Consider the following 19,482-nt stretch of genomic DNA (forward strand, 5'->3'; position numbering starts at 1 on the left):
ATGGTCGCCTAGAGTCGATAAGACTTTTGTGTGCGGGCGTTTGGGGTAACTCTTACGCCCGTCTGTTTGTCCAAGCTGTCTTTCTAGTTAAGTATTTTGCAATGAGTGCACTTACCTAGAACGATACAAACACCAAGCGGTAAATCATGCCGTTTGCAGTAATTAATTGGTGACGAAGAACATGTCAAAACGTGATTTTTACGAAGTATTAGGCGTAGGCCGTGATGCCTCTGAGCGCGATATCAAAAAGGCGTACAAGCGTCTAGCGATGAAATTCCACCCAGACCGTAACCAGGGTGATGAGTCTGCAGCGGACAAGTTTAAAGAAGTAAAAGAAGCGTACGAAGTTCTCACTGACCCTCAAAAGAAAGCGGCGTACGATCAATACGGCCATGCTGCTTTTGAACAAGGCGGTGGCGGCTTCGGCGGCGGCGGTTTTGGTGGCGGTGGTGCTGACTTCGGCGACATCTTTGGCGATGTGTTCGGTGATATCTTTGGCGGCGGTCGTCGTGGCGGTGGTCAGCAACGTGCGCAACGTGGCGCAGACCTACGTTACAACATGGAACTGTCGCTAGAAGAGGCGGTTCGTGGCGTATCAAAAGAGATCGAAGTACCTACGCTTGTTCACTGTGATACCTGTGATGGTAGCGGCGCGAAGAAAGGCTCGTCAGCTGAAACGTGTGGTACCTGTCATGGTCACGGTCAAGTTCAGATGCGTCAAGGCTTCTTTGCTGTACAGCAGACCTGTCCTACCTGTCACGGTAAAGGCAAGATCATCAAAGACCCATGTAACGAATGTCATGGTCAAGGCCGTAAGCAGAAAACTAAGACACTTAACGTTAAGATCCCAGCTGGTGTTGATACTGGCGATCGCATTCGTCTGTCTGGCGAAGGTGAAGCAGGAGAAATGGGCGCACCAGCAGGTGACCTGTACGTACAAGTTCACGTGAGAGAGCATCACATCTTTGAACGTGAAGGTAACAATCTGTACTGTGAAGTGCCTGTAAGCTTTGCGATGGCTGCACTTGGTGGTGAAGTTGAGGTTCCGACGCTAGATGGTCGTGTGAACCTTAAAGTACCGACAGAAACGCAAACTGGCCGTATGTTCCGCATGCGTGGTAAAGGTGTGAAAGGTGTTCGTGGCGGCGGTGTGGGTGACCTAATCGTTAAGCTAGTGGTTGAGACACCTGTTAATCTAAGCTCTCGTCAAAAGGAACTACTTAAAGAGTTTGATGAGTCTTGTGGTGGCGATGCTGCGACTAAGCACAAACCAAAATCTGAAGGTTTCTTCAACGGTGTGAAGAAGTTCTTTGATGACCTAACCAGCTAATTGCGCGGTTAACTGAATCCAATAAAAAGCCTGCAACGATGCAGGCTTTTTTTGCATTTAGCGATTGATAGCTTGATGGATTCAAGCAAATGCGCTTTAGTTCCAACAATCGCTTGGCGATTCAATATTGGTTGAAGTGAGTGTTATTTTTTTGTCTTGGCCAGTGAAGCAACTGTCGTTGTCTTGTCCTAAATCAGACTTGGCTGTCGCTTCAATTTTATACGCTAAAGTCGCTGAACTGACGATATTAAATGAAAAGCGGTCTGAGTCTGAATCGCAGATCGTACAATGCCCACCAGATACTAATCCACTCCAGTCATAGCCCCCGTCATAAGACGTTTCGAGTTCTAATTGAAGACGAGCAATATCACTGATCGCAACAGTGCGATGGGCAGTGATACTGTGGTTGCTATAAGACGGATAGGCGATAGCGGCAATGATACCGACGATCACAACGGCTATCAGTAATTCGATCAATGTCATCCCTCTAAATCGTTTGTTGTATCCGTTACAACCAGAAATTCGAATCATGACGAGTAGTTCCCTTTTCACTTTTCCGCCTATTTTTCTTAGGTGATAGCATCAGCGCAAGATGAATTACGGCCCTTTTGCCGTTTGCATAGGAATTTGGGAAATGCCTCGCGGGTTTACGTTGTTGGAGCTTCTGATCACCATCGCTGTAATGAGTGTTTTACTGGCGGCGGCAGCACCATCTTTCCAAAATGTTTTTGAAACCAACAAAATGCAGCGTTTAGCTGATGAGCTACACGGTTTTGTTCTTCAAGGTAAGTCGGAAGCGGTTTTACGCAGAGAAAGACTCTGGGCCCACATTATTATGTCTGGGGCTTCATCAAGTGATGGTAATTGGCGAATAGAACTTACTAATAACGGAACCGAAGGAGCTGGTACGGTTTTGTTGTCATTTTCGGGAGAGGCTTACAACGGAATTGTTGTTACGCCAAGTTATTCATCGACTCAAATCAGTTTCGATGACGTTCATGGTCGCCCTTCCTCCGGTAATATCAAATTTTATCCGGTAGGAGAATCTACAAAAGCACTCAAACTCATCTCTCACACTCTTTCTGCTCGCGTTCGTGTATGTAGTGATAACAACAATACCGAGTTCTTTGGGTACTCAACCTGTTCTTAAGGGATGAATATGTTTAACCAAAAAGGTGCCAGCCTCGTTGAGTTCATGATTGCCTCTTCTTTAGGACTCATCTCTCTCGCTATTGTCGGTTCGCTTTATATCAGTGGCCAAAAGGTGGCGATGGAGCGCTCTAAAGAGCTGATGTTATTGCAAAACACAGCCAGTGTTCTGCAGATGATGAAGAGCGATATTCAGCGCGCAGGATTTGATGGTAGCGATGGAAATTCGGTCAAAATATCCGGTGCAAGTAACACACTTTATACCATTAGTGGCGCTGACTCTGGGCTTATTGCATACGTTTATAACGTTGGGGTTTCTGGAGCTACGTCTTTGTATAAAAACGTGGTGTATGAGCAACGGGATGGCACACCTGAATCGCTCTTTGTGTGTGAAAAGAAGCAAGCCACTATATGGGATATCAATGATGTGGCCAACCTCTCCGGTACAGGGACGTGTAACACACTCTTCGATAAAAAGGCGATCCACGTTAATCGGTTTGATCTTGTGAGTGAGGTTCTCGAAAACACCGACGCCAAGAGTGCCCTAATAACCGTTACCTTGGGGACTGAATTGAAAGATGCGACGAATATTCGTACGGAGCAGTCCTTTACCGTTAAACAAAGGAACTGGCAATAATGGATAAACAACAAGGTGCAGCAGCGTTACTGGTTGTCAGTGTATTACTTGTCGCTGCGTTAATGATGTCGCTTGGTAGCTACAAGTCTCTTTTTTATCAGATCAAGCGTGCCAATAACCAAATTGAAGCGCGGCAAGAGCACTGGCGTGCTGAGGGGGGATTGGAGTGTGGCTACGCGATAAATAAAGCGGATATGTCGGTCACACCAAATACGCAAGACTACTCTAGTTGTTTGCAAAGTACCGTTACTGCAACTCAATCTTTGGTCGACCCGAAATTCTACGAGCTATCTTCGAGCGTAAACAACCGAGTTGAGACCTTTAAGAGTATTGAAGTAATTGGCAGGCCCACTGGTGCTATACAGGCTCGCTCTGATTTGAAGTTAATGGGGTCCTATCTTTTTACGCCGGAATTTGTCGAGCCAGACACTTGTGTATCTGTTCGATTTATGACATCAGTAGCAATGGAGGGCGCTTTTGTTACTACACACCCTTCTGGAAAAACGTGTAGTTCATCTCATATGACGAATACTGAACGTTCAGGGTTATGCGTTTCTGGTGACTCTAACTGCGATGACTCTGGTGGCATAAACGACTATAAAGTGAAAGTCATCGGTGACAATCAAGATTACATTGGCGACGAAAAGATGTTTGAGCATGATTTTGTTCATGATCCAAACCTTGACCCTTTTGAGGCTTTTTTTGGTTCCCCTCGTTCCCAATTAGATCAAGTAAAAAATGGTTTTGTGGTCATTGATGGGAGTGTGGCAAGCAGCTCGTCAACAGTTCAATCTTGTGTTGATAGGATTATCAGTGCACTTTCTGCGAGCGACAAAGTGTGGGTGGTTGGTGATTGTGACCTAGAAACTGGTATCGGAATCAGCCTCAACGCTAGCCCTAAGCTTCTTGTTATCGAGGATGGCTTATTGTCGGTTAATGGTGCTGACTCTTTTCCCGGAACTGTCTACCAATTGTTTACTTCTACAGTTGGTGACATGACTGCAAGATGGACATCAGATGTCTCAGTAACTCCATTTATAGGAGGACTATCTTCAGACGAAATAAAGAAACTTACTTTTTTTTCCCGTGGCGCTTTCAAGCCAGTAGGTGGATATGTTTTCGACACCCCTGGTGGATTAAGTGTCTTTGGTGCTGCAGTTAACTTGGAGTTTGATTCAACATCCGTACCAAATGATCACAAGAAAATTAAATGGAAAAAGGGGTCTTGGAATGATCTCTAAACAAAAAGGCTTTAGCTTAATCGAGGTGCTGATTTCTTTTCTGCTGCTTGGTATTGGTGCGCTCGGTTTAACTAAGCTACAAATCTACATGGAACGTGAATCGGATTACGCGATTCAAAGTATCGAGGCACTGCGACTGGCCGAAAATCAACTTGAGTTGTTCCGCACTCGAGGTGCTTCTGAGGCAATGTCTACTATCACACCTGCCAGTTTCGCTGCTATTGCAACAGGATCTTCTGCTACTGGATCTTATATCGTTGAGTGGGAAGTGCCTGCAGCAACGATCTCCGGATCTCTCAAGACCATCACGATAACTTCTAGCTGGAAAGATAGGATGGGGGAAACGCAATCGATTGAGCTAAAAACAATGATTTCGCGTTACAGTGAGTTCGAAAACTAAGGTGTTTTGCATTTCTTGTACAATTGCTTTTATCGTAAATATTGACAATTTTTATGCTTGGTTGGGTGGTTAATAGGTGGTTTTGCAACTGTTAACGCGAATGGTGTGCTACTGTTTTTTTTATGTTTAATTGATATGGCTTTTTTGCAAAATATGTCTCCAAATATGGAAAAAAGCGTAGAACCTTGTGCTTTCTTAATGACTATTTAATAGAATGCTCGGTTGAAAATAGGCCGTTATAATTACTCAAATAGGCCATGGCACCAACATCATTCATATGGAGTTACCATGAGTAACCAAGCAGTAAATAAGGCACCGTCACCGAAGCCGAGCGGGATGGATCGCTTTCTGAACTTTATCGAGCGAGTAGGTAATAAAATTCCTGATCCAGCGATTTTGTTCTTCTGGGCACTAATCATTACTTGGGCTGCGTCTGCACTTTTGTCGAATGTTTCTTTCGACCTTCTAAACCCTCGAACTGGCGAAGCTCTTACTATTACTAACCTTCTAACAGGTGAAGCACTGGCAAGTTTCCTTGCTAACATGGTGACAACGTTCACTGGCTTTGCGCCACTTGGTATCGTTCTTGTAGCGATGTTGGGTGTAGGTGTTGCCGATTCTTCTGGCTTCATCACGACTGGCCTTAAGAAGATGCTGAACTTCACGCCAGCAAAACTTCTTACTCCAATGCTAATTCTTGTAGCAATCGTATCGCACACAGCGGCGGATGCGGGCTACGTTCTGGTTATTCCTCTTGGTGGTATCATCTTCCACGCAGCTGGTCGTCACCCTCTAGCGGGTATCGCAGCAGCGTTTGCAGGTGTATCAGGTGGTTTCTCTGCTAACTTTATTCCTTCAGGTATTGACCCTCTATTGGCTGGTTTCACACAAACAGCTGCACAGGTTCTAGATCCTGAGTACGTGGTTAACCCACTAGCAAACATCTTCTTTACTGGTCTATCTTCAGTAATCATTGTTGCTATCGGTTGGTACGTAACTGAGAAAATCATCGAACCACGCCTAAAGAACACACCAATCGACGAAGACGCAGAGAAAGCACCAGATCTAGGTTCTTTCACTGAGCTTGAGTCTAAAGCGTTCCGTTACGCTGGTTGGGCTATGATGGCAGGTATCGCACTTCTTGTTGTGGCACTTATCCCAGAAAGCTCTGCACTGCGTTCACCTGAGGGTGAGATCACTGCGTTCTCTGCGCCAATCATGAAGTCTATCGTTCCGTTGATCTTCATCCTGTTTATCATTCCGGGTTACGTTTACGGTCGCGTTTCAGGCACGTTCAAGACAAGTAACGACATCATCAAAGCGATGGCGGATACTATGTCTACTATGGGCGCATACATCGTAATGTCGTTCTTCTGTGCACAGTTCCTATCTGCATTCGCGCAATCAAACATCGGTACGATGCTAGCGCTTTACGGTGCGGAAGGCCTGAAAGCAATGAACCTACCTGGTGAAGCAACTATCATCGGTATGATTCTTCTAACAGCTTCTGTAAACCTTCTAATCGGTTCTGCATCAGCGAAATGGGCTCTTATCGGTCCAATCCTAGTTCCTATGCTAATGGCTGTGGGTATCTCTCCTGAGCTATCTCAAGCGGCTTACCGCGTAGGTGACTCTGTATCGAACATCATTTCACCTCTGATGGTATTCTTCCCTCTAGTCGTGGTTTACTGTCAACGTTACGTGAAGTCGACAGGTATCGGTACACTAGCATCGCTTATGATGCCATTCTCGATTGCAATGCTAATCGGCTGGTCTATCTTCCTAGTGGTTTACTGGATGCTAGGCATTCCTCTAGGTATCCAAGCGCCATACACTTACACAATGTAAGAACGCTAAAGCTATTTAGTAAATTTAGAAAGCGCTGGTCGAGAGATTGGCGCTTTTTTTATTTTCGTAAATCGAGAGCGGACTTTGTCCTACAGGACGCTGCGTTTCGAGAGTCGGGAACGCGCAGCTCTAGGACTCGAGAGGTGTGTGCTGAAAGATTAGTGAAAGAAACTCAGCTTAAACAGCGTTGACAGAATGTGCTCCTAGGAAAACAAAAATAAATAGCATCCCGCATCCCGCATCCCGCATCCCGCATCCCGCATCCCGCATCCCGCATCCCGCATCCGCTTCCACTTCCCCTCTTTGAAGGTTAAAATCTACTTTCAATTACGACCTATCCCAAATACCGGAGCCTCCTTTTGTCAGATTCTCAGTTTTCCCCTCAAGACGAACTATTTATGCGCCGTGCGATGGAGCTTGCAGAGCAAGCAGAAGCAGAAGGGGAAGTGCCGGTTGGTGCTGTTTTAGTGAAAGACGGAGAGATCATTGCGGAAGGTTGGAACCGTTCTATTTGCGCTCATGATGCGACGGCGCATGCGGAGATCCAAACTTTGCGTAAAGCGGGTGAAGCTCTAGGAAACTATCGACTGCTTGATACCACTTTGTATGTCACGCTAGAGCCTTGCCCAATGTGTGCTGGGGCATTGTTACACAGCCGAGTGAAACGCGTCGTTTACGGTGCTCCTGACTTAAAAGCAGGTGCTGCAGGAACGGTATTAAACTTGTTTGAAAGCCAAGCGGCGTACCATTACGCAACAGTTGAAAATGGGCTACTAGAAGAAGAATGCCGCTCTCAGTTGCAAGCGTTCTTTAAACGTCGCCGCAAAGAGATTAAAGCTAAGAAACAAGCGCAAAAGACGTTGGAAAATGAGCAGGAAAATAAAGATAAGTAAGTGGAAAGGAGAATGAGTTTTTTCGGCTAGAAGTATTTTTAGCAAACACCTACCCAGGAGTAGATGTTTGCTTCAAATTCTCAGTGATTCACTAGGTGAACGAAAACACGGTTACGTGCACTGACTTTCTTTTTCATACTCGTAAGCTTACGCTTACGGCGGTTAGCAGCCACTGTCTTATTCAAACGTTTTGACTGCACTCTGCGCTTTCTCATAATCAGAACCTCTTGCAGACAACGAACACACTCTCCGACACTCGCATAGCAAAGCGTCTGACATACTATCAATCGATGACATTCTGATGAGGCACGCCTACGGATGAAGGTGGCATCAGTTCGAGGAGAGGTGACTAAAAGAACTTCTCTGCTATGCAAGCCTAATATTGGTATGGCACCAATGAGCATTACAAGCTAGATAAGCCCGAAAGACTGGATTCTAGATAACTTTATCTGTTGACTCAACAAAAAAAATAGCGAGCTGAGGGCTCGCTATTTTCGAAGGTTTTATTCTGCTTTTGGCTCTGGTGTTTGCTCTGCTTCTTGGGGCACATTTTCTTCAGGTGGTGGTGTTACTTCAACTGCCCCTGAAACCTGTTCAGCCAAGGTCTCCACAGCACCAGAAACTAATAGATTAGGATCGAGTGGCGGGATGACCTGAAGATCTTCTGTATCCTCGTCGATGGCAGGCTTTTGGCTTACATGGCCAATGATCGATTGGTAGTAACGACGAATGTTTTCAACGTAGTTACGCGCTTCATCACCACGAGCATAGCCATAACGAGTTTGGCTGTAGAAGCGTTTTTGGCGTAATAGAGGTAGGCGTTCTTTCACATCTGCCCATGCATTTGGATCGCCACCTTGCGCTTTCGTTAAGCGTCTTGCATCCATCATATGGCCATAACCCACGTTATAAGAGGCCAATGCAAACCAAATCTTCTCATGCTCATTGATTGAGTCCGGTACACGAGCCACGATGCGACGTAAGTATTCCACACCACCACGAACCGACTGTTCTGGGTCAAGACGATCCGTAACCCCAACACTCTTGGCAGTGGGCAGCGTCAACATCATCATACCGCGAACGCCTGTTGGTGACTTCGCTTTTGGTTTCCAGTGAGATTCCTGATAAGCCAATGCCGCAATCAAGCGCCAGTCGAACTCTTCACTGTACTTTTGGAACAGTGGTGACCATTTCGGCAGGGTGTTATCCAAAGCGCGAATAAAGGCACGTGTGTCTACGTAGTCGAAAGCTTCAATGTGACCGATGTATTTCTCTTCGAGTGTCGCGAGTTCACCAGACTGTTTAATGTTGCCAAAGAACTCGATCAACATGGCGTACATACTTTCATCTTCAGAACGACGAGTAAACCAAGAGACAGGCTGGTCTTCGGTGAGCTCAAAAGCCAAAGCTAAATCTGGGTATAGGCGCTGCGCCAAAGACAGTTCCACCGAGTCAGTTACTGTAAAACGCAACTCACCTGTCGATACGTGTTTTAAGAGGTCGCGAGTATCGGCATCGCCAATAATTTCGAATTGCAGCTCTGGGTGTTCTTTTTGTAGCGCGGTTAATGTCGGAACAAATTGTGACTGTTCAACAATTTGCAGCGTCTCTGCTCCTGCATTGCTGCCTTCGTTTCCGGCTTTCTCATCTTTTGATTCTTGATACTTAATGAGCTGATCTACATCGCGAGGGCGAAGCTGGCCTTTTTTGTACACCACTTGCTGGCTCACATAGTAGTAAGCAGGCCCGGGACGGAAGCGTTGAACCGCTTGAGAGGTTTGGTTTAAACCGGTCGCGATAATATCAATATCGCCTTTTTTCAGAGCAGGGAATAACTCTGCTTGGCGGAAAGCGGGTCTGATTTCCAACTTCACGCCGAGTTGCTCTGCAAATTTGCGCGCCAGTTCGTAATCCAAGCCAGCAGGGCCATCAGGACCAATGTAGTAGGAGAGTTGGTTGTTTAGCGTGCCAACACGTAGGACACCACGCTCTTGGATTTGCTCGAATTCACTTTTGGGTTCCGACTCAATCTGACAGGCAGAGAGTAAAAGCACAGAGGCGAAAAGTAGGGCGCTGCGCTTGAGTCGGTTGAACTGACTTATTTGCATTAATTCGGTACGTCTCGATAATTTTCTAGTTGCCTTTATATCAAAGCGAGCTGGTGGGGCAAAGTGAATCAGACAGATAGAGTGCGACATTGTGTGATTTATCGACATTTTAGTCGGAATTCAAATTTGACGAAAAAAATGACGCAAACGGTTGCTTTTGGTGTTACATCACAAAAACAATTGCTATATAATGCGCTCGCAACGAAGAGGTGGCATCGGCATAGGTTTGAAAAACCTTCGGGAATAGCTTCGAAGAAAACAGTATAACCCACTGAATTTATTCCAATATCACCTTAATCACTTGCAATAAGAGACCTAAGCACATGAGAATTTTGCGTGGCTCCCCAGCTCTTTCTGAGTTTCGTGTTAATAAACTACTGGAACTTTGTCGTGAACAAGATCTGCCTGTCACTGGCATTTACGCTGAGTTCATGCACTTTGCGGATCTAAAGTCTGACCTTGATGCTCAAGAGTTGGAAAAACTGGAAAAATTGCTGACTTACGGTCCAACGATCGAAGAGCATGAGCCAGAAGGTCTTCTACTTCTTGTTACGCCTCGTCCGGGCACTATTTCGCCTTGGTCTTCTAAATCTACTGATATCGCCATCAACTGTGGTCTAGACAAAGTAAAACGTCTTGAGCGCGGCACTGCATACTACGTAGAGACATCGACGCCTCTTAACGATGCTCAAATTGCTGATGTAAAAGCACTTATCCATGACCGCATGATGGAGGTGACATTTACTGATTTTGATGCAGCAAATGCGTTATTCCAAGCGGCAGAACCTGCGCCTGTAGCAGACGTTGACCTATTAAATGGCGGTCGTGCTGCGCTTGAAAACGCAAACGTTACCCTAGGTCTTGCACTTGCAGATGATGAAATTGAATACCTTTACGATGCGTTCGTAAATAAGCTAGAACGCAACCCGACTGACATCGAACTAATGATGTTTGCACAAGCGAACTCAGAGCACTGTCGTCACAAGATCTTCAACGCAGACTGGACTATCGACGGCGTTAAGCAAGAGAAGTCTCTGTTCAAGATGATCAAGAACACATTCGAAACTACGCCTGAAAACGTACTGTCTGCATACAAAGATAACGCAGCGGTAATGGTAGGTTCTGATGTAGGTCGTTTCTTCCCGAACCCAGAAACTCGCCAGTACGGCTACAGCCAAGAGAAAGCGCACATCCTAATGAAGGTGGAAACGCACAACCACCCAACCGCTATCTCTCCTTGGCCGGGTGCTTCTACAGGTTCAGGCGGTGAAATCCGCGACGAAGGTGCGACTGGTATTGGTGGTAAGCCAAAAGCAGGTCTAGTTGGCTTCACTACGTCTAACCTACGTATTCCTGGTTTTGAACAGCCATGGGAAACAGATTTCGGTAAACCGGGTCGCATCGTTAACGCTCTAGACATCATGCTAGAAGGCCCACTTGGTGGCGCGGCGTTCAACAACGAATTTGGTCGTCCAAACCTACTTGGTTACTTCCGTACTTACGAAGAAAAAGTGAACTCTCACGCAGGTGAAGAGGTTCGTGGTTACCACAAGCCAATCATGATTGCTGGTGGTATGGGTAACATTCGTGACGAGCACGTTCAGAAGAAAGAGATCCCAGTAGGTGCGAGCCTAATCGTACTTGGTGGTCCTGCAATGAACATCGGTCTTGGCGGTGGTGCTGCTTCTTCAATGGCATCTGGTCAATCAGCAGAAGACCTAGACTTCGCTTCAGTACAGCGTGAAAACCCAGAAATGGAACGTCGCTGTCAGGAAGTGATCGACCGTTGTTGGCAACTTGGTGATGCTAACCCAATCGCGTTCATCCACGATGTAGGCGCGGGCGGTATCTCTAACGCACTTCCTGAGCTTGTGGACGATGGCGAGCGTGGTGGTATCTTCCAACTGCGCGATGTACCAAATGATGAACCAGGCATGAGCCCACTTGAGATCTGGTGTAACGAATCTCAAGAGCGTTACGTTATGGCAGTTGCGCCAGAGAACATGGAAGTATTCGACGCAATATGTAAGCGTGAACGTGCACCATACGCAGTAGTAGGCATCGCAACTGAAGAGCGTGAGCTTAAACTAGAAGATTCACACTTCGAGAACACGCCAATCGACATGCCAATGGACGTGCTTCTTGGTAAAACACCTAAGATGCACCGTGATGCGAAAACGCTAAAAGCGAACAACCCAGCGGTTAACCGTGACGGTATCGAGCTAAACGAAGCAGCGGACCGCGTTCTACGTCTACCAACGGTTGCAGAGAAAACATTCCTTATCACTATCGGTGACCGCACAGTAACGGGTCTAGTTGCTCGTGACCAAATGGTTGGTCCATGGCAGGTGCCTGTTGCTAACTGCGCAGTGACCGCAGCAAGCTACGACACTTACCACGGTGAAGCGATGTCGATGGGTGAGCGTACACCAGTTGCTCTACTAGACTTCGGCGCTTCTGCTCGTCTAGCGGTTGGTGAAGCAATCACAAACATTGCAGCGACAAACATCGGTGATATCAAACACATTAAACTGTCTGCAAACTGGATGTCTCCAGCGGGCCACCCGGGTGAAGACGCGGGTCTTTACGAAGCAGTGAAAGCGGTGGGTGAAGAGCTATGTCCAGCACTTGGCCTCACTATCCCTGTGGGTAAAGACTCAATGTCGATGAAGACCAAGTGGGAAGAGAACGGTGAGCAGAAAGAAGTAACGTCTCCGCTATCTCTAATCATCACTGCGTTTGCTCGTGTTGAAGATGTGCGTAAGACAATTACACCTCAGCTTCGCACTGACAAAGGTGACACCTCGCTAGTTCTTATCGACCTAGGTAACGGTCAAAACCGTCTAGGTGCAACAGCACTAGCACAGGTTTACAAACAGCTTGGTGACAATCCAGCAGACGTAGACAACGCAGCACAACTGAAAGGTTTCTACGAGGGCGTTCAGACTCTTGTAGCGAATGACCAAGTAGTGGCTTACCACGATAAGGGTGACGGTGGTCTATTCGTTACTCTAGCTGAGATGGCATTTGCTGGTCACTGTGGCGTTAAAGCTGACATCGCTGACCTTTATTCAGAAGAGAAGGGCGAAGATGCACTAGCTGCACTATTCAACGAAGAACTAGGTGCGGTCCTTCAGGTTAAGAACGATGACCTAGACGCTGTACTTTCTACTCTTGCAGCAAACGGTCTTGAAGCGTGTTCACACGTAATTGGCTCTGTAGAAGCATCTGATGAGCTAGTGATTACTTCTGGTGAGACAGTCGTTCTAGAACGTAACCGTACTGAACTACGCACTATCTGGGCAGAGACAACGCACAAGATGCAAGGTCTACGTGATAACCCAGCATGTGCTGACCAAGAGCACGAAGCGAAGAAAGACAACTCAGACCCAGGTCTGAACGTTAAGCTAAGCTTCGATGTAAACGAAGACGTCGCAGCACCTTACATTGCGAAAGGCGCGAAGCCTAAGATGGCAATTCTGCGTGAGCAGGGCGTTAACTCTCACGTTGAGATGGCAGCAGCCTTTGACCGTGCAGGCTTTGAAGCAACAGATATTCACATGAGCGACATCCTAACAGGTCAAGCGGTTCTAGAAGAATACCAAGGCCTAGTGGCGTGTGGTGGCTTCTCTTACGGTGACGTACTTGGTGCGGGTGAAGGTTGGGCTAAATCAATCCTGTTCAATGAGCAAGCGCGCAACCAGTTTGAAGGCTTCTTTAAGCGTGAAGATACGTTCTCTCTAGGTGTGTGTAACGGCTGTCAGATGCTATCGAACCTGAAAGAGCTAATCCCAGGTGCAGACCTATGGCCTCGCTTCGTTCGTAACGAATCTGAGCGTTTTGAAGCTCGCTTTAGCCTAGTTGAAGTACAAAAGTCTGACTCTGTATTCTTCGACGGTATGGAAGGTTCACGTATGCCAATCGCAGTATCTCACGGTGAAGGCCGCGTAGAAGTACGTGACGCAGACCACCTAGCGGCGATTGAAGCATCAGGTACGGTTGCCGTTCGTTACGTGGACAACCACGGTAACCCAACGCAGCAATACCCGAACAACCCGAACGGTTCGCCAAACGCAATCACAGGTCTAACGACTGCTGATGGCCGCGTAACTATCATGATGCCGCACCCAGAGCGTGTATTCCGCACAGTAGCGAACTCATGGTCTCCAGAAGGTTGGGGCGAGAACGGTGCTTGGATGCGTATGTTCCAAAATGCACGTAAGAACATCGGTTAATCACGACTTAGTCAACGGTTAACGAAAATAGTAAAGCGCTGGTTGAGAGACCGGCGCTTTTTTTTATTTTAGGGAATCGAGAATGGACTTCGTCCTATAGGACGCTGCGCTTCGAGAGTCGGGAAAAATAGCGGCGTCATTTCCTAGACTGACGAAGGAAGGAGTAGGAAATCTCTTTTGAACAATGAATAGGGAGAGATCCCCAACTCACTCGTGCCTTGTTCTTGAGGATGACGATTAAATTGCGTTGGACTCATAAGGTGTTGACAGTATTAATTCCTAAATAGACAAAATGAAATCGTCTCCCGTCTCCCGTCTCCCGTCTCCCGTCTCCCGTCTCCCGTCTCCCGTCTCCCGTCTCCAGTAAAAAACTTGCAGCGTTTCGGTAACTTTTATGCTCTAATACCGCGCTTACCAAGGGATGGTGTTAAACAGCTCAGCTTAGATGGAGTTATCAAGTTGACCGAATCCCTGATTAATCCCTTAGGAAATGAAAGAAATGGCTAAAAATCCAAAATTTGCTATCCGCGTAACTGAAAAACGTAACGGTTGGAGCGCAGAAATCACTCGTCAGGTGACTTCTCGTAAAGTAGTGGTATCAAAACGTGAAACTGGTTTTGACAGCGAAGAGAAAGCACAAGCTTGGGCTGAGCAGGAACTAGCAGGTTTTGTACAAAACCAAGTAGTTCGTAACGAGCGTAAAGCAGTACAACGTCAAGAGCGTGAAGCAGAGCAACTAGCGGCAAAAGTTCGCAAAGAAGAAGCTCGTAAAGCTCGTGAAGCAGACGCAGACACTGACGAAGAATAATCGCAGTGTGTTTGATGGTGATTGGAACCATCGACAATGAATTTGAAAATGCCCCGAGTTTATCTCGGGGCATTTTTATTTGCGGTATTTATAGGCAATCAGAGGATATTGAGAGTTTGATTGAATTTCCTGATGAAGCCGTATTGTACGGATGATCTTTGCGAAGCTTTTTAGGTGTGTGAACGGGCTGCAAATCAATGTGGCGTAATCCATCTGACAAATCGGTAGCTTCACCGTAGTCGTAATCTCTTGCCTCGGTAATCTCCCCTTTTGCATATTGGCATCCAGTAGGTGCTTCATCGTTTTTCCACGCAATCATATCTGGCTTAGCATCAAGATTTAAACCATCGTGGACTTTTTGAGCATAGTGATCTTCGATTTGATGTTGGTTGCTTTGTTCTTGTAAGTACTCAGCAATCTCTCCAGATGGTTGAGCGTGAGCTAAGCAGGGCAAGATGGCTCCTGTAATAAGAAGTTGTTTATAAGTATTATTCATAGTGGTTCACAAGCAAAAGGAAGATACCCTAGTTGTGAATGAGAATTATTGCAATTGATTTATTGTGTGAATGCTTTATGTAAACTTCTGGTCCAACCTTTTGTTTTTAAAAGTATGGATATAAAAAAGCCCAGATTGTCTATCTGGGCTTAAGTTCATTCGTTGAGAATTATTGCTGAGTTTCTAGCGGTATTTGGCCAGTGGTCACTTGGTCGACATCAAACTCAGTTAGCTCTTCAATATAGCTCTCTACCGTCTGCTCAACCATCTCGTCGTCTTGCTTGAAGTAAGCGATATGGAAAATAGCATCACCTTCGTTAACGAGTGGCAGTGTTTGCTGGCCAATAACGATACCGCCTTTTGGTGCCAACAGCTCTAGTTCGTCATGGCCAAGCGGTGAGCTGATGTAAGCGAGCGTTTCGCCTTCTTCTACTTTATCACCTAAGTTCACGACAGTGCGTAGGATGCCGTTGCCAGATGCGCGTACCCAGCTGGTGGATTTGGCAATGATTGGCTCTGGCAGCTTCTTACGGCTTGCGCGCAGCATGCCGATCGCTTGCATGACACGCTGAACACCTAATACACCAGCGCTGATCGACAGTGGATCAAAGCGCAGTGCTTCACCTGCTTCATACGTCAAAACAGGGATATCGCACTTTTCAGCTTCACTGCGCAGAGAACCGTCACGTAGAGCAGAGTCTACGATCACTGGTGTTGCAAACGCTTTTGCGATACGCAGTGTTTCTGGGTTGCTCAAGTTCGCACGAATTTGAGGTAGGTTAGTACGGTGAATTGCACCCGTGTGAAGATCCAAAATGTAGTCACAACGTTTAGCGATGTTATTGAAGAAACCATGCGCCATACGTGATGCCAACGCACCTTTTTCACTACCTGGGAAGCAGCGGTTTAGGTCACGGCGGTCTGGTAGGTAACGCGATTTATGGATAAAGCCGAACACGTTTACGATAGGTACAGCAATCACAGTACCTTTCAGCTTTGCTGGATCCAATTGGTTGATCATCTGACGAACGATCTCTACGCCATTAAGCTCATCACCATGGATCGCCGCATTCACCATTAGCACTGGGCCTTCTTGTTTACCATGGATGATTTCCACTGGAATAGAAAGCGGTGAGTGCGTGTAAAGCTGTGCAGCTTCAAATTCGGTTTCTAGTCGTTGTCCTGGTTGTACTTGATGCCCGAGCAGCTCAAATACTTTGCTTTTCTTACTTCTGGCCATAAACCATCTCTGTCAAATACGTTATCAACAATGTAACAACTGGTTCAAAATCACACTAATCATTCTTCTTAATGTCACGAACAATAATTTTTGTTGAAAAGATTAAAAATTCACCAAATGTATGGCTTGTGTAACTGTATTTGGCAATTTCTTGTGTTAATTGAGTAGCTGTACGCTGTGTTTTAAGTTGTCATATTCATCACAAAAATAAGGCTGTTTTAAATTTAATACTAATATTTTTTTCGAGAAAAACTGTCTTTTACCTATGGTTTTTATCCGCTAATATCCTCGCCGAATTTTTGACCTAATACTATTTAACTAGAGGTTATAATGAAAAAGGCGATCGCTAAAATTGGCGCACTAACTGCAGTGGCAGTTTCTCTTTCTGGCTGTGTAGGCAGCAACGCAGTAACGGGTTACGTTATGGGCTTCAACTTGAAAGCTGTTGACAACCGTTACGCTCGTGGTGGTCTAAACATGCTAATGGCGCCAGTTTACGGTGTTGCTATTGCGGCTGACTACATCGTGTTCAACTCTCTAGAGTTCTGGACTGGTAAAAACCCGCTAAACGGTAAGCCACACATCTTTGATAAGAAGATGGACACTTACATCGACGTAAACCACCAGTTAGATAAATCACTAACAACAGCACCAGTTGGTCCTCTAACGAACAACCGTGTTATCGAGCAAGGTCAGATGCAACAGATCGACGAGAACACAGTTCAAATGGACATCACTTACAACAACGGTGAAAAAGCAACACTTATGGGTGTTCGTGAAGGTGATTTCGTTACTTACTACATCGATGGTGAAGTAGTTGCTAAGACTTCTATGGATGAGCTAGCGGCATACGCGCAAACTCGTGCATAATGTGCGAAGTGCTTTTAATAACAAGCTCGCAATAAAAAAGGGTGCCTCGGCACCCTTTTTCGTATTTATGGAATCTGTTTAGGATTACGCTTTTTCTGGAATTGCTTCTAGAAGTGCAACCATTTGATCCCAGAACAGTTGAACGGTATCAATCTTCACTTTCTCATCTGGAGAGTGAGGGAATTTGATGGTTGGACCGAAAGAAACCATATCCATGTTCGGGTAAGGTTCTTTAAATAGACCACACTCAAGACCCGCGTGGATAACCATGATGTTCGGCTTGTGACCGTAGATGCCTTCATACATATCACGGAAGATTGCCATGATCTCTGAATCTGCATCAGGTTTCCAACCTGGGTAAGCGCCAGAGAACGCGATCTGTGCACCAGCTAGTTCTGCTACTGATTGAAGCATACCTTCAACTTGGCTACGACCTGAGTCGATCAATGAGCGAATTAGGCATAGAACCGTTACTTTGTTCTCTTCTGTTGTGATAACACCAACGTTAAGTGACGTTTCAACCACACCTTCAACTTCATCACTCATGCGCATTACGCCGTTTGGACAAGCATTCAACGCAGCGATGAAACGTTGCTGGTCTGCAATCGCAAACACTTGTGCTTCTGTTGCTACTTCTTCATTGAACGTCACGATGTCGGTTTCAACTTTACCAAGCTCAGTTTTTAGTAACTCAGTGTAGTAGTTGAATAGCTCTGCCAGCTTATCTTGATTCTCTGCTGGTAGAGCAACGGTAACGAAGGCTTCACGAGGGATAGCGTTACGTAGGCTACCACCACGGAACTCAACAAGACGAAGATCCAATTCTTGTGCGTGACCTGCTAGGAAACGGCCTACAAGTTTGTTCGCGTTGCCACGGCCAGTGTGGATGTCACAACCAGAGTGACCACCTTTTAGGCCTTTCAGCGTTAGCTGACGAGTCACAAAACCTGCTGGGATGGCATCACGTGTAATGTCGAATGTCATTGCGCCGTCGATACCGCCAGCACAACCCATGTACACTTCGCCTTCTTGCTCTGAGTCAGTGTTTAGAAGGATGTCGCCTTCCAACCAGCCCGCTTCAAGACCGAATGCGCCTGTCATGCCAGCTTCTTCATCAATCGTTAATAGTACTTCAATAGGGCCGTGTTTGATTTCAGTAGAAGCGAGAACCGCAAGACAAGAAGCCATACCGATGCCGTTGTCCGCACCAAGCGTTGTGCCTTTTGCTGTTACCCACTCGCCATCGATGTATGGTTGGATAGGATCTTTTGTGAAGTCATGATCAGTATCTTCATTCTTTTGCGGCACCATGTCGATGTGCGCTTGAAGAACGACGCCTTTTTTGTTTTCCATGCCCGGCGTTGCTGGTTTCTTAATGAACACGTTGCCAGTTGGATCGCGGCGTACGTCAAAACCCTGCTCTGTCGCCCAAGTAACAATGTACTGTGCTAGTGCTTCTTCATGTTTAGAAGGGTGAGGGATTGAACAAATCTTATCGAAAAACTGCCAAAGTGGAGCAGGTGATAAGGTACTGATTTCAAAATGGAATTCAGACACGGAAGACTCCTTTGATGTGCTTTGCCAAATTTAAACCGTAAATTTAATGAGTGCTTAGCAGTAAATGCTAATCGGTATTGGCTTGGAATTGCCCTCAGCATACCACCACAAAAGCCGTTCTAGTAGTTGTGGTGAAAAGGATTTGCCCTTGAACTGTCACAGATTATGAACACAACCTAATACGCTAATGCAACGCTCTTAGTATGAATTGAAAGTTTGTTTAATTTTTAATTTACTAAACTGTAATTTAATTACAGTTAACTCTTGATGAAGATCAATTTATTAAGTTTTTGTGATTCTTATCACTAAAATGCTTGTAATTAAATTTCTCAGTGGTATATTTGTAACCAGCTTCTGAGAGAAGAATGAAATGCTCAAAGGATGAGTCCGTTTATCGCCTCCAAGGAACCGAGAAATCAACCAAATTAACAGTATTAATTGATTTAGAAGGTGATATTTATGAAAGGTTTACCAAGTGCAATGTTCTGGAACAGCAAATCTGTTTACACCGGTAACTTTGTATACCCAACAAGCTTTGGTTACTAATTGAAGCCAACGCATGTGACTCGAACAAGTTTGTTCACCCCTATAAATTGGAATTTTTTTTCAGTGCATAGTGCTGACATGATTCACCGCCACTCAAATTGAGTGGCGTTTTTTTATCTGCAGT

Annotated in this window: 16 protein-coding genes; 10 read left to right on the forward strand and 6 right to left on the reverse strand. The window is 45.9% G+C overall.

All coding sequences use genetic code 11. The annotated features are described in order from the left end of the window. The first annotated feature begins 181 nt into the window (after positions 1–181). Positions 182–1,330: a molecular chaperone DnaJ gene (dnaJ, locus tag KIO97_RS22635; protein ID WP_050905583.1), complete on the forward strand. Its 1,149-nt coding sequence runs from the start codon at positions 182–184 to the stop codon at positions 1,328–1,330. 96 nt (positions 1,331–1,426) lie between these two features. Here dnaJ and KIO97_RS22640 read toward each other — a convergent pair whose 3' ends face one another. Next, entirely contained in the window at positions 1,427–1,861 is a 435-nt protein-coding gene (locus KIO97_RS22640) for a type IV pilin protein (protein ID WP_045383405.1), read from the reverse strand. 103 nt (positions 1,862–1,964) lie between these two features. On the opposite strand from KIO97_RS22640, the gene KIO97_RS22645 reads away from it, so the two are divergent. From KIO97_RS22645 to tadA, 6 genes are all read left to right on the forward strand, one after another. Continuing rightward, the gene (locus tag KIO97_RS22645; protein ID WP_255898191.1) at positions 1,965–2,480 is read left to right on the forward strand and encodes a GspH/FimT family pseudopilin; all 516 of its coding nucleotides are present in this window, start codon (positions 1,965–1,967) and stop codon (positions 2,478–2,480) included. 9 nt (positions 2,481–2,489) lie between these two features. Next, complete coding sequence (locus KIO97_RS22650; RefSeq protein WP_047482223.1) at positions 2,490–3,116, forward strand: PilW family protein; 627 nt, start codon at positions 2,490–2,492, stop codon at positions 3,114–3,116. After that, complete coding sequence (locus KIO97_RS22655) at positions 3,116–4,357, forward strand: hypothetical protein (RefSeq protein ID WP_285384001.1); 1,242 nt, start codon at positions 3,116–3,118, stop codon at positions 4,355–4,357. Before KIO97_RS22650 ends, KIO97_RS22655 begins: the two co-directional genes overlap by 1 nt. Beyond that, entirely contained in the window at positions 4,347–4,757 is a 411-nt protein-coding gene (locus KIO97_RS22660; protein ID WP_005424851.1) for a prepilin-type N-terminal cleavage/methylation domain-containing protein, read from the forward strand. Before KIO97_RS22655 ends, KIO97_RS22660 begins: the two co-directional genes overlap by 11 nt. Before the next feature lie 288 nt (positions 4,758–5,045). Continuing rightward, a complete protein-coding gene (locus tag KIO97_RS22665; RefSeq protein ID WP_285384002.1) occupies positions 5,046–6,605 on the forward strand; it encodes an AbgT family transporter in 1,560 nt (519 codons plus the stop codon). 359 nt (positions 6,606–6,964) lie between these two features. Beyond that, positions 6,965–7,498, forward strand: a complete 534-nt coding sequence (gene tadA / locus KIO97_RS22670) for a tRNA adenosine(34) deaminase TadA (RefSeq protein WP_285384003.1) — start codon at positions 6,965–6,967, stop codon at positions 7,496–7,498. 80 nt (positions 7,499–7,578) lie between these two features. Here the strand turns inward: tadA and KIO97_RS22675 are convergent, their stop codons facing one another. Together KIO97_RS22675 and mltF are read right to left on the reverse strand one after the other, a co-directional pair. After that, positions 7,579–7,713: a hypothetical protein gene (locus tag KIO97_RS22675; RefSeq protein ID WP_005424864.1), complete on the reverse strand. Its 135-nt coding sequence runs from the start codon at positions 7,711–7,713 to the stop codon at positions 7,579–7,581. Positions 7,714–8,001: 288 nt separating this feature from the next. Next, the gene (mltF, locus tag KIO97_RS22680; RefSeq protein ID WP_285384004.1) at positions 8,002–9,606 is read right to left on the reverse strand and encodes a membrane-bound lytic murein transglycosylase MltF; all 1,605 of its coding nucleotides are present in this window, start codon (positions 9,604–9,606) and stop codon (positions 8,002–8,004) included. Between the two features lie 323 nt (positions 9,607–9,929). On the opposite strand from mltF, the gene purL reads away from it, so the two are divergent. Together purL and KIO97_RS22690 are read left to right on the forward strand one after the other, a co-directional pair. After that, the gene (gene purL, locus KIO97_RS22685; RefSeq protein ID WP_285384005.1) at positions 9,930–13,841 is read left to right on the forward strand and encodes a phosphoribosylformylglycinamidine synthase; all 3,912 of its coding nucleotides are present in this window, start codon (positions 9,930–9,932) and stop codon (positions 13,839–13,841) included. 499 nt (positions 13,842–14,340) lie between these two features. Beyond that, entirely contained in the window at positions 14,341–14,649 is a 309-nt protein-coding gene (locus tag KIO97_RS22690; RefSeq protein ID WP_285384006.1) for a DUF3622 domain-containing protein, read from the forward strand. 88 nt (positions 14,650–14,737) lie between these two features. Here KIO97_RS22690 and KIO97_RS22695 read toward each other — a convergent pair whose 3' ends face one another. Continuing rightward, on the reverse strand, positions 14,738–15,145 hold the full coding sequence (locus KIO97_RS22695; protein ID WP_285384007.1) for a hypothetical protein: 408 nt from the start codon (positions 15,143–15,145) through the stop codon (positions 14,738–14,740). 169 nt (positions 15,146–15,314) lie between these two features. After that, complete coding sequence (locus KIO97_RS22700) at positions 15,315–16,385, reverse strand: succinylglutamate desuccinylase/aspartoacylase family protein (protein ID WP_005424857.1); 1,071 nt, start codon at positions 16,383–16,385, stop codon at positions 15,315–15,317. A gap of 330 nt (positions 16,386–16,715) precedes the next feature. Between KIO97_RS22700 and KIO97_RS22705 the strand changes: the two genes are divergently transcribed. Next, entirely contained in the window at positions 16,716–17,255 is a 540-nt protein-coding gene (locus tag KIO97_RS22705; protein ID WP_038891647.1) for a DUF3332 domain-containing protein, read from the forward strand. Between the two features lie 84 nt (positions 17,256–17,339). On the opposite strand, the gene KIO97_RS22710 is transcribed toward KIO97_RS22705, so the two are convergent. Next, the gene (locus KIO97_RS22710) at positions 17,340–18,812 is read right to left on the reverse strand and encodes an aminoacyl-histidine dipeptidase (protein ID WP_285384008.1); all 1,473 of its coding nucleotides are present in this window, start codon (positions 18,810–18,812) and stop codon (positions 17,340–17,342) included. Positions 18,813–19,482 lie beyond the last annotated feature (670 nt).

Source organism: Vibrio sp. B181a (genome assembly GCF_030248375.1).
GTDB classification, from domain to species: Bacteria; Pseudomonadota; Gammaproteobacteria; order Enterobacterales; family Vibrionaceae; genus Vibrio; species Vibrio campbellii.

What these genes read in the sequence shown, in the direction of transcription:
- dnaJ (WP_050905583.1), top strand. Translation starts at nt 182, where the DNA reads ATGTCAAAACGTGATTTTTACGAAGTATTAGGCGTAGGCCGTGATGCC.
- KIO97_RS22640 (WP_045383405.1), bottom strand. Translation starts at nt 1,861, where the DNA reads ATGATTCGAATTTCTGGTTGTAACGGATACAACAAACGATTTAGAGGG.
- KIO97_RS22645 (WP_255898191.1), top strand. Translation starts at nt 1,965, where the DNA reads ATGCCTCGCGGGTTTACGTTGTTGGAGCTTCTGATCACCATCGCTGTA.
- KIO97_RS22650 (WP_047482223.1), top strand. Translation starts at nt 2,490, where the DNA reads ATGTTTAACCAAAAAGGTGCCAGCCTCGTTGAGTTCATGATTGCCTCT.
- KIO97_RS22655 (WP_285384001.1), top strand. Translation starts at nt 3,116, where the DNA reads ATGGATAAACAACAAGGTGCAGCAGCGTTACTGGTTGTCAGTGTATTA.
- KIO97_RS22660 (WP_005424851.1), top strand. Translation starts at nt 4,347, where the DNA reads ATGATCTCTAAACAAAAAGGCTTTAGCTTAATCGAGGTGCTGATTTCT.
- KIO97_RS22665 (WP_285384002.1), top strand. Translation starts at nt 5,046, where the DNA reads ATGAGTAACCAAGCAGTAAATAAGGCACCGTCACCGAAGCCGAGCGGG.
- KIO97_RS22675 (WP_005424864.1), bottom strand. Translation starts at nt 7,713, where the DNA reads ATGAGAAAGCGCAGAGTGCAGTCAAAACGTTTGAATAAGACAGTGGCT.
- mltF (WP_285384004.1), bottom strand. Translation starts at nt 9,606, where the DNA reads ATGCAAATAAGTCAGTTCAACCGACTCAAGCGCAGCGCCCTACTTTTC.
- purL (WP_285384005.1), top strand. Translation starts at nt 9,930, where the DNA reads ATGAGAATTTTGCGTGGCTCCCCAGCTCTTTCTGAGTTTCGTGTTAAT.
- KIO97_RS22690 (WP_285384006.1), top strand. Translation starts at nt 14,341, where the DNA reads ATGGCTAAAAATCCAAAATTTGCTATCCGCGTAACTGAAAAACGTAAC.
- KIO97_RS22695 (WP_285384007.1), bottom strand. Translation starts at nt 15,145, where the DNA reads ATGAATAATACTTATAAACAACTTCTTATTACAGGAGCCATCTTGCCC.
- KIO97_RS22700 (WP_005424857.1), bottom strand. Translation starts at nt 16,385, where the DNA reads ATGGCCAGAAGTAAGAAAAGCAAAGTATTTGAGCTGCTCGGGCATCAA.
- KIO97_RS22705 (WP_038891647.1), top strand. Translation starts at nt 16,716, where the DNA reads ATGAAAAAGGCGATCGCTAAAATTGGCGCACTAACTGCAGTGGCAGTT.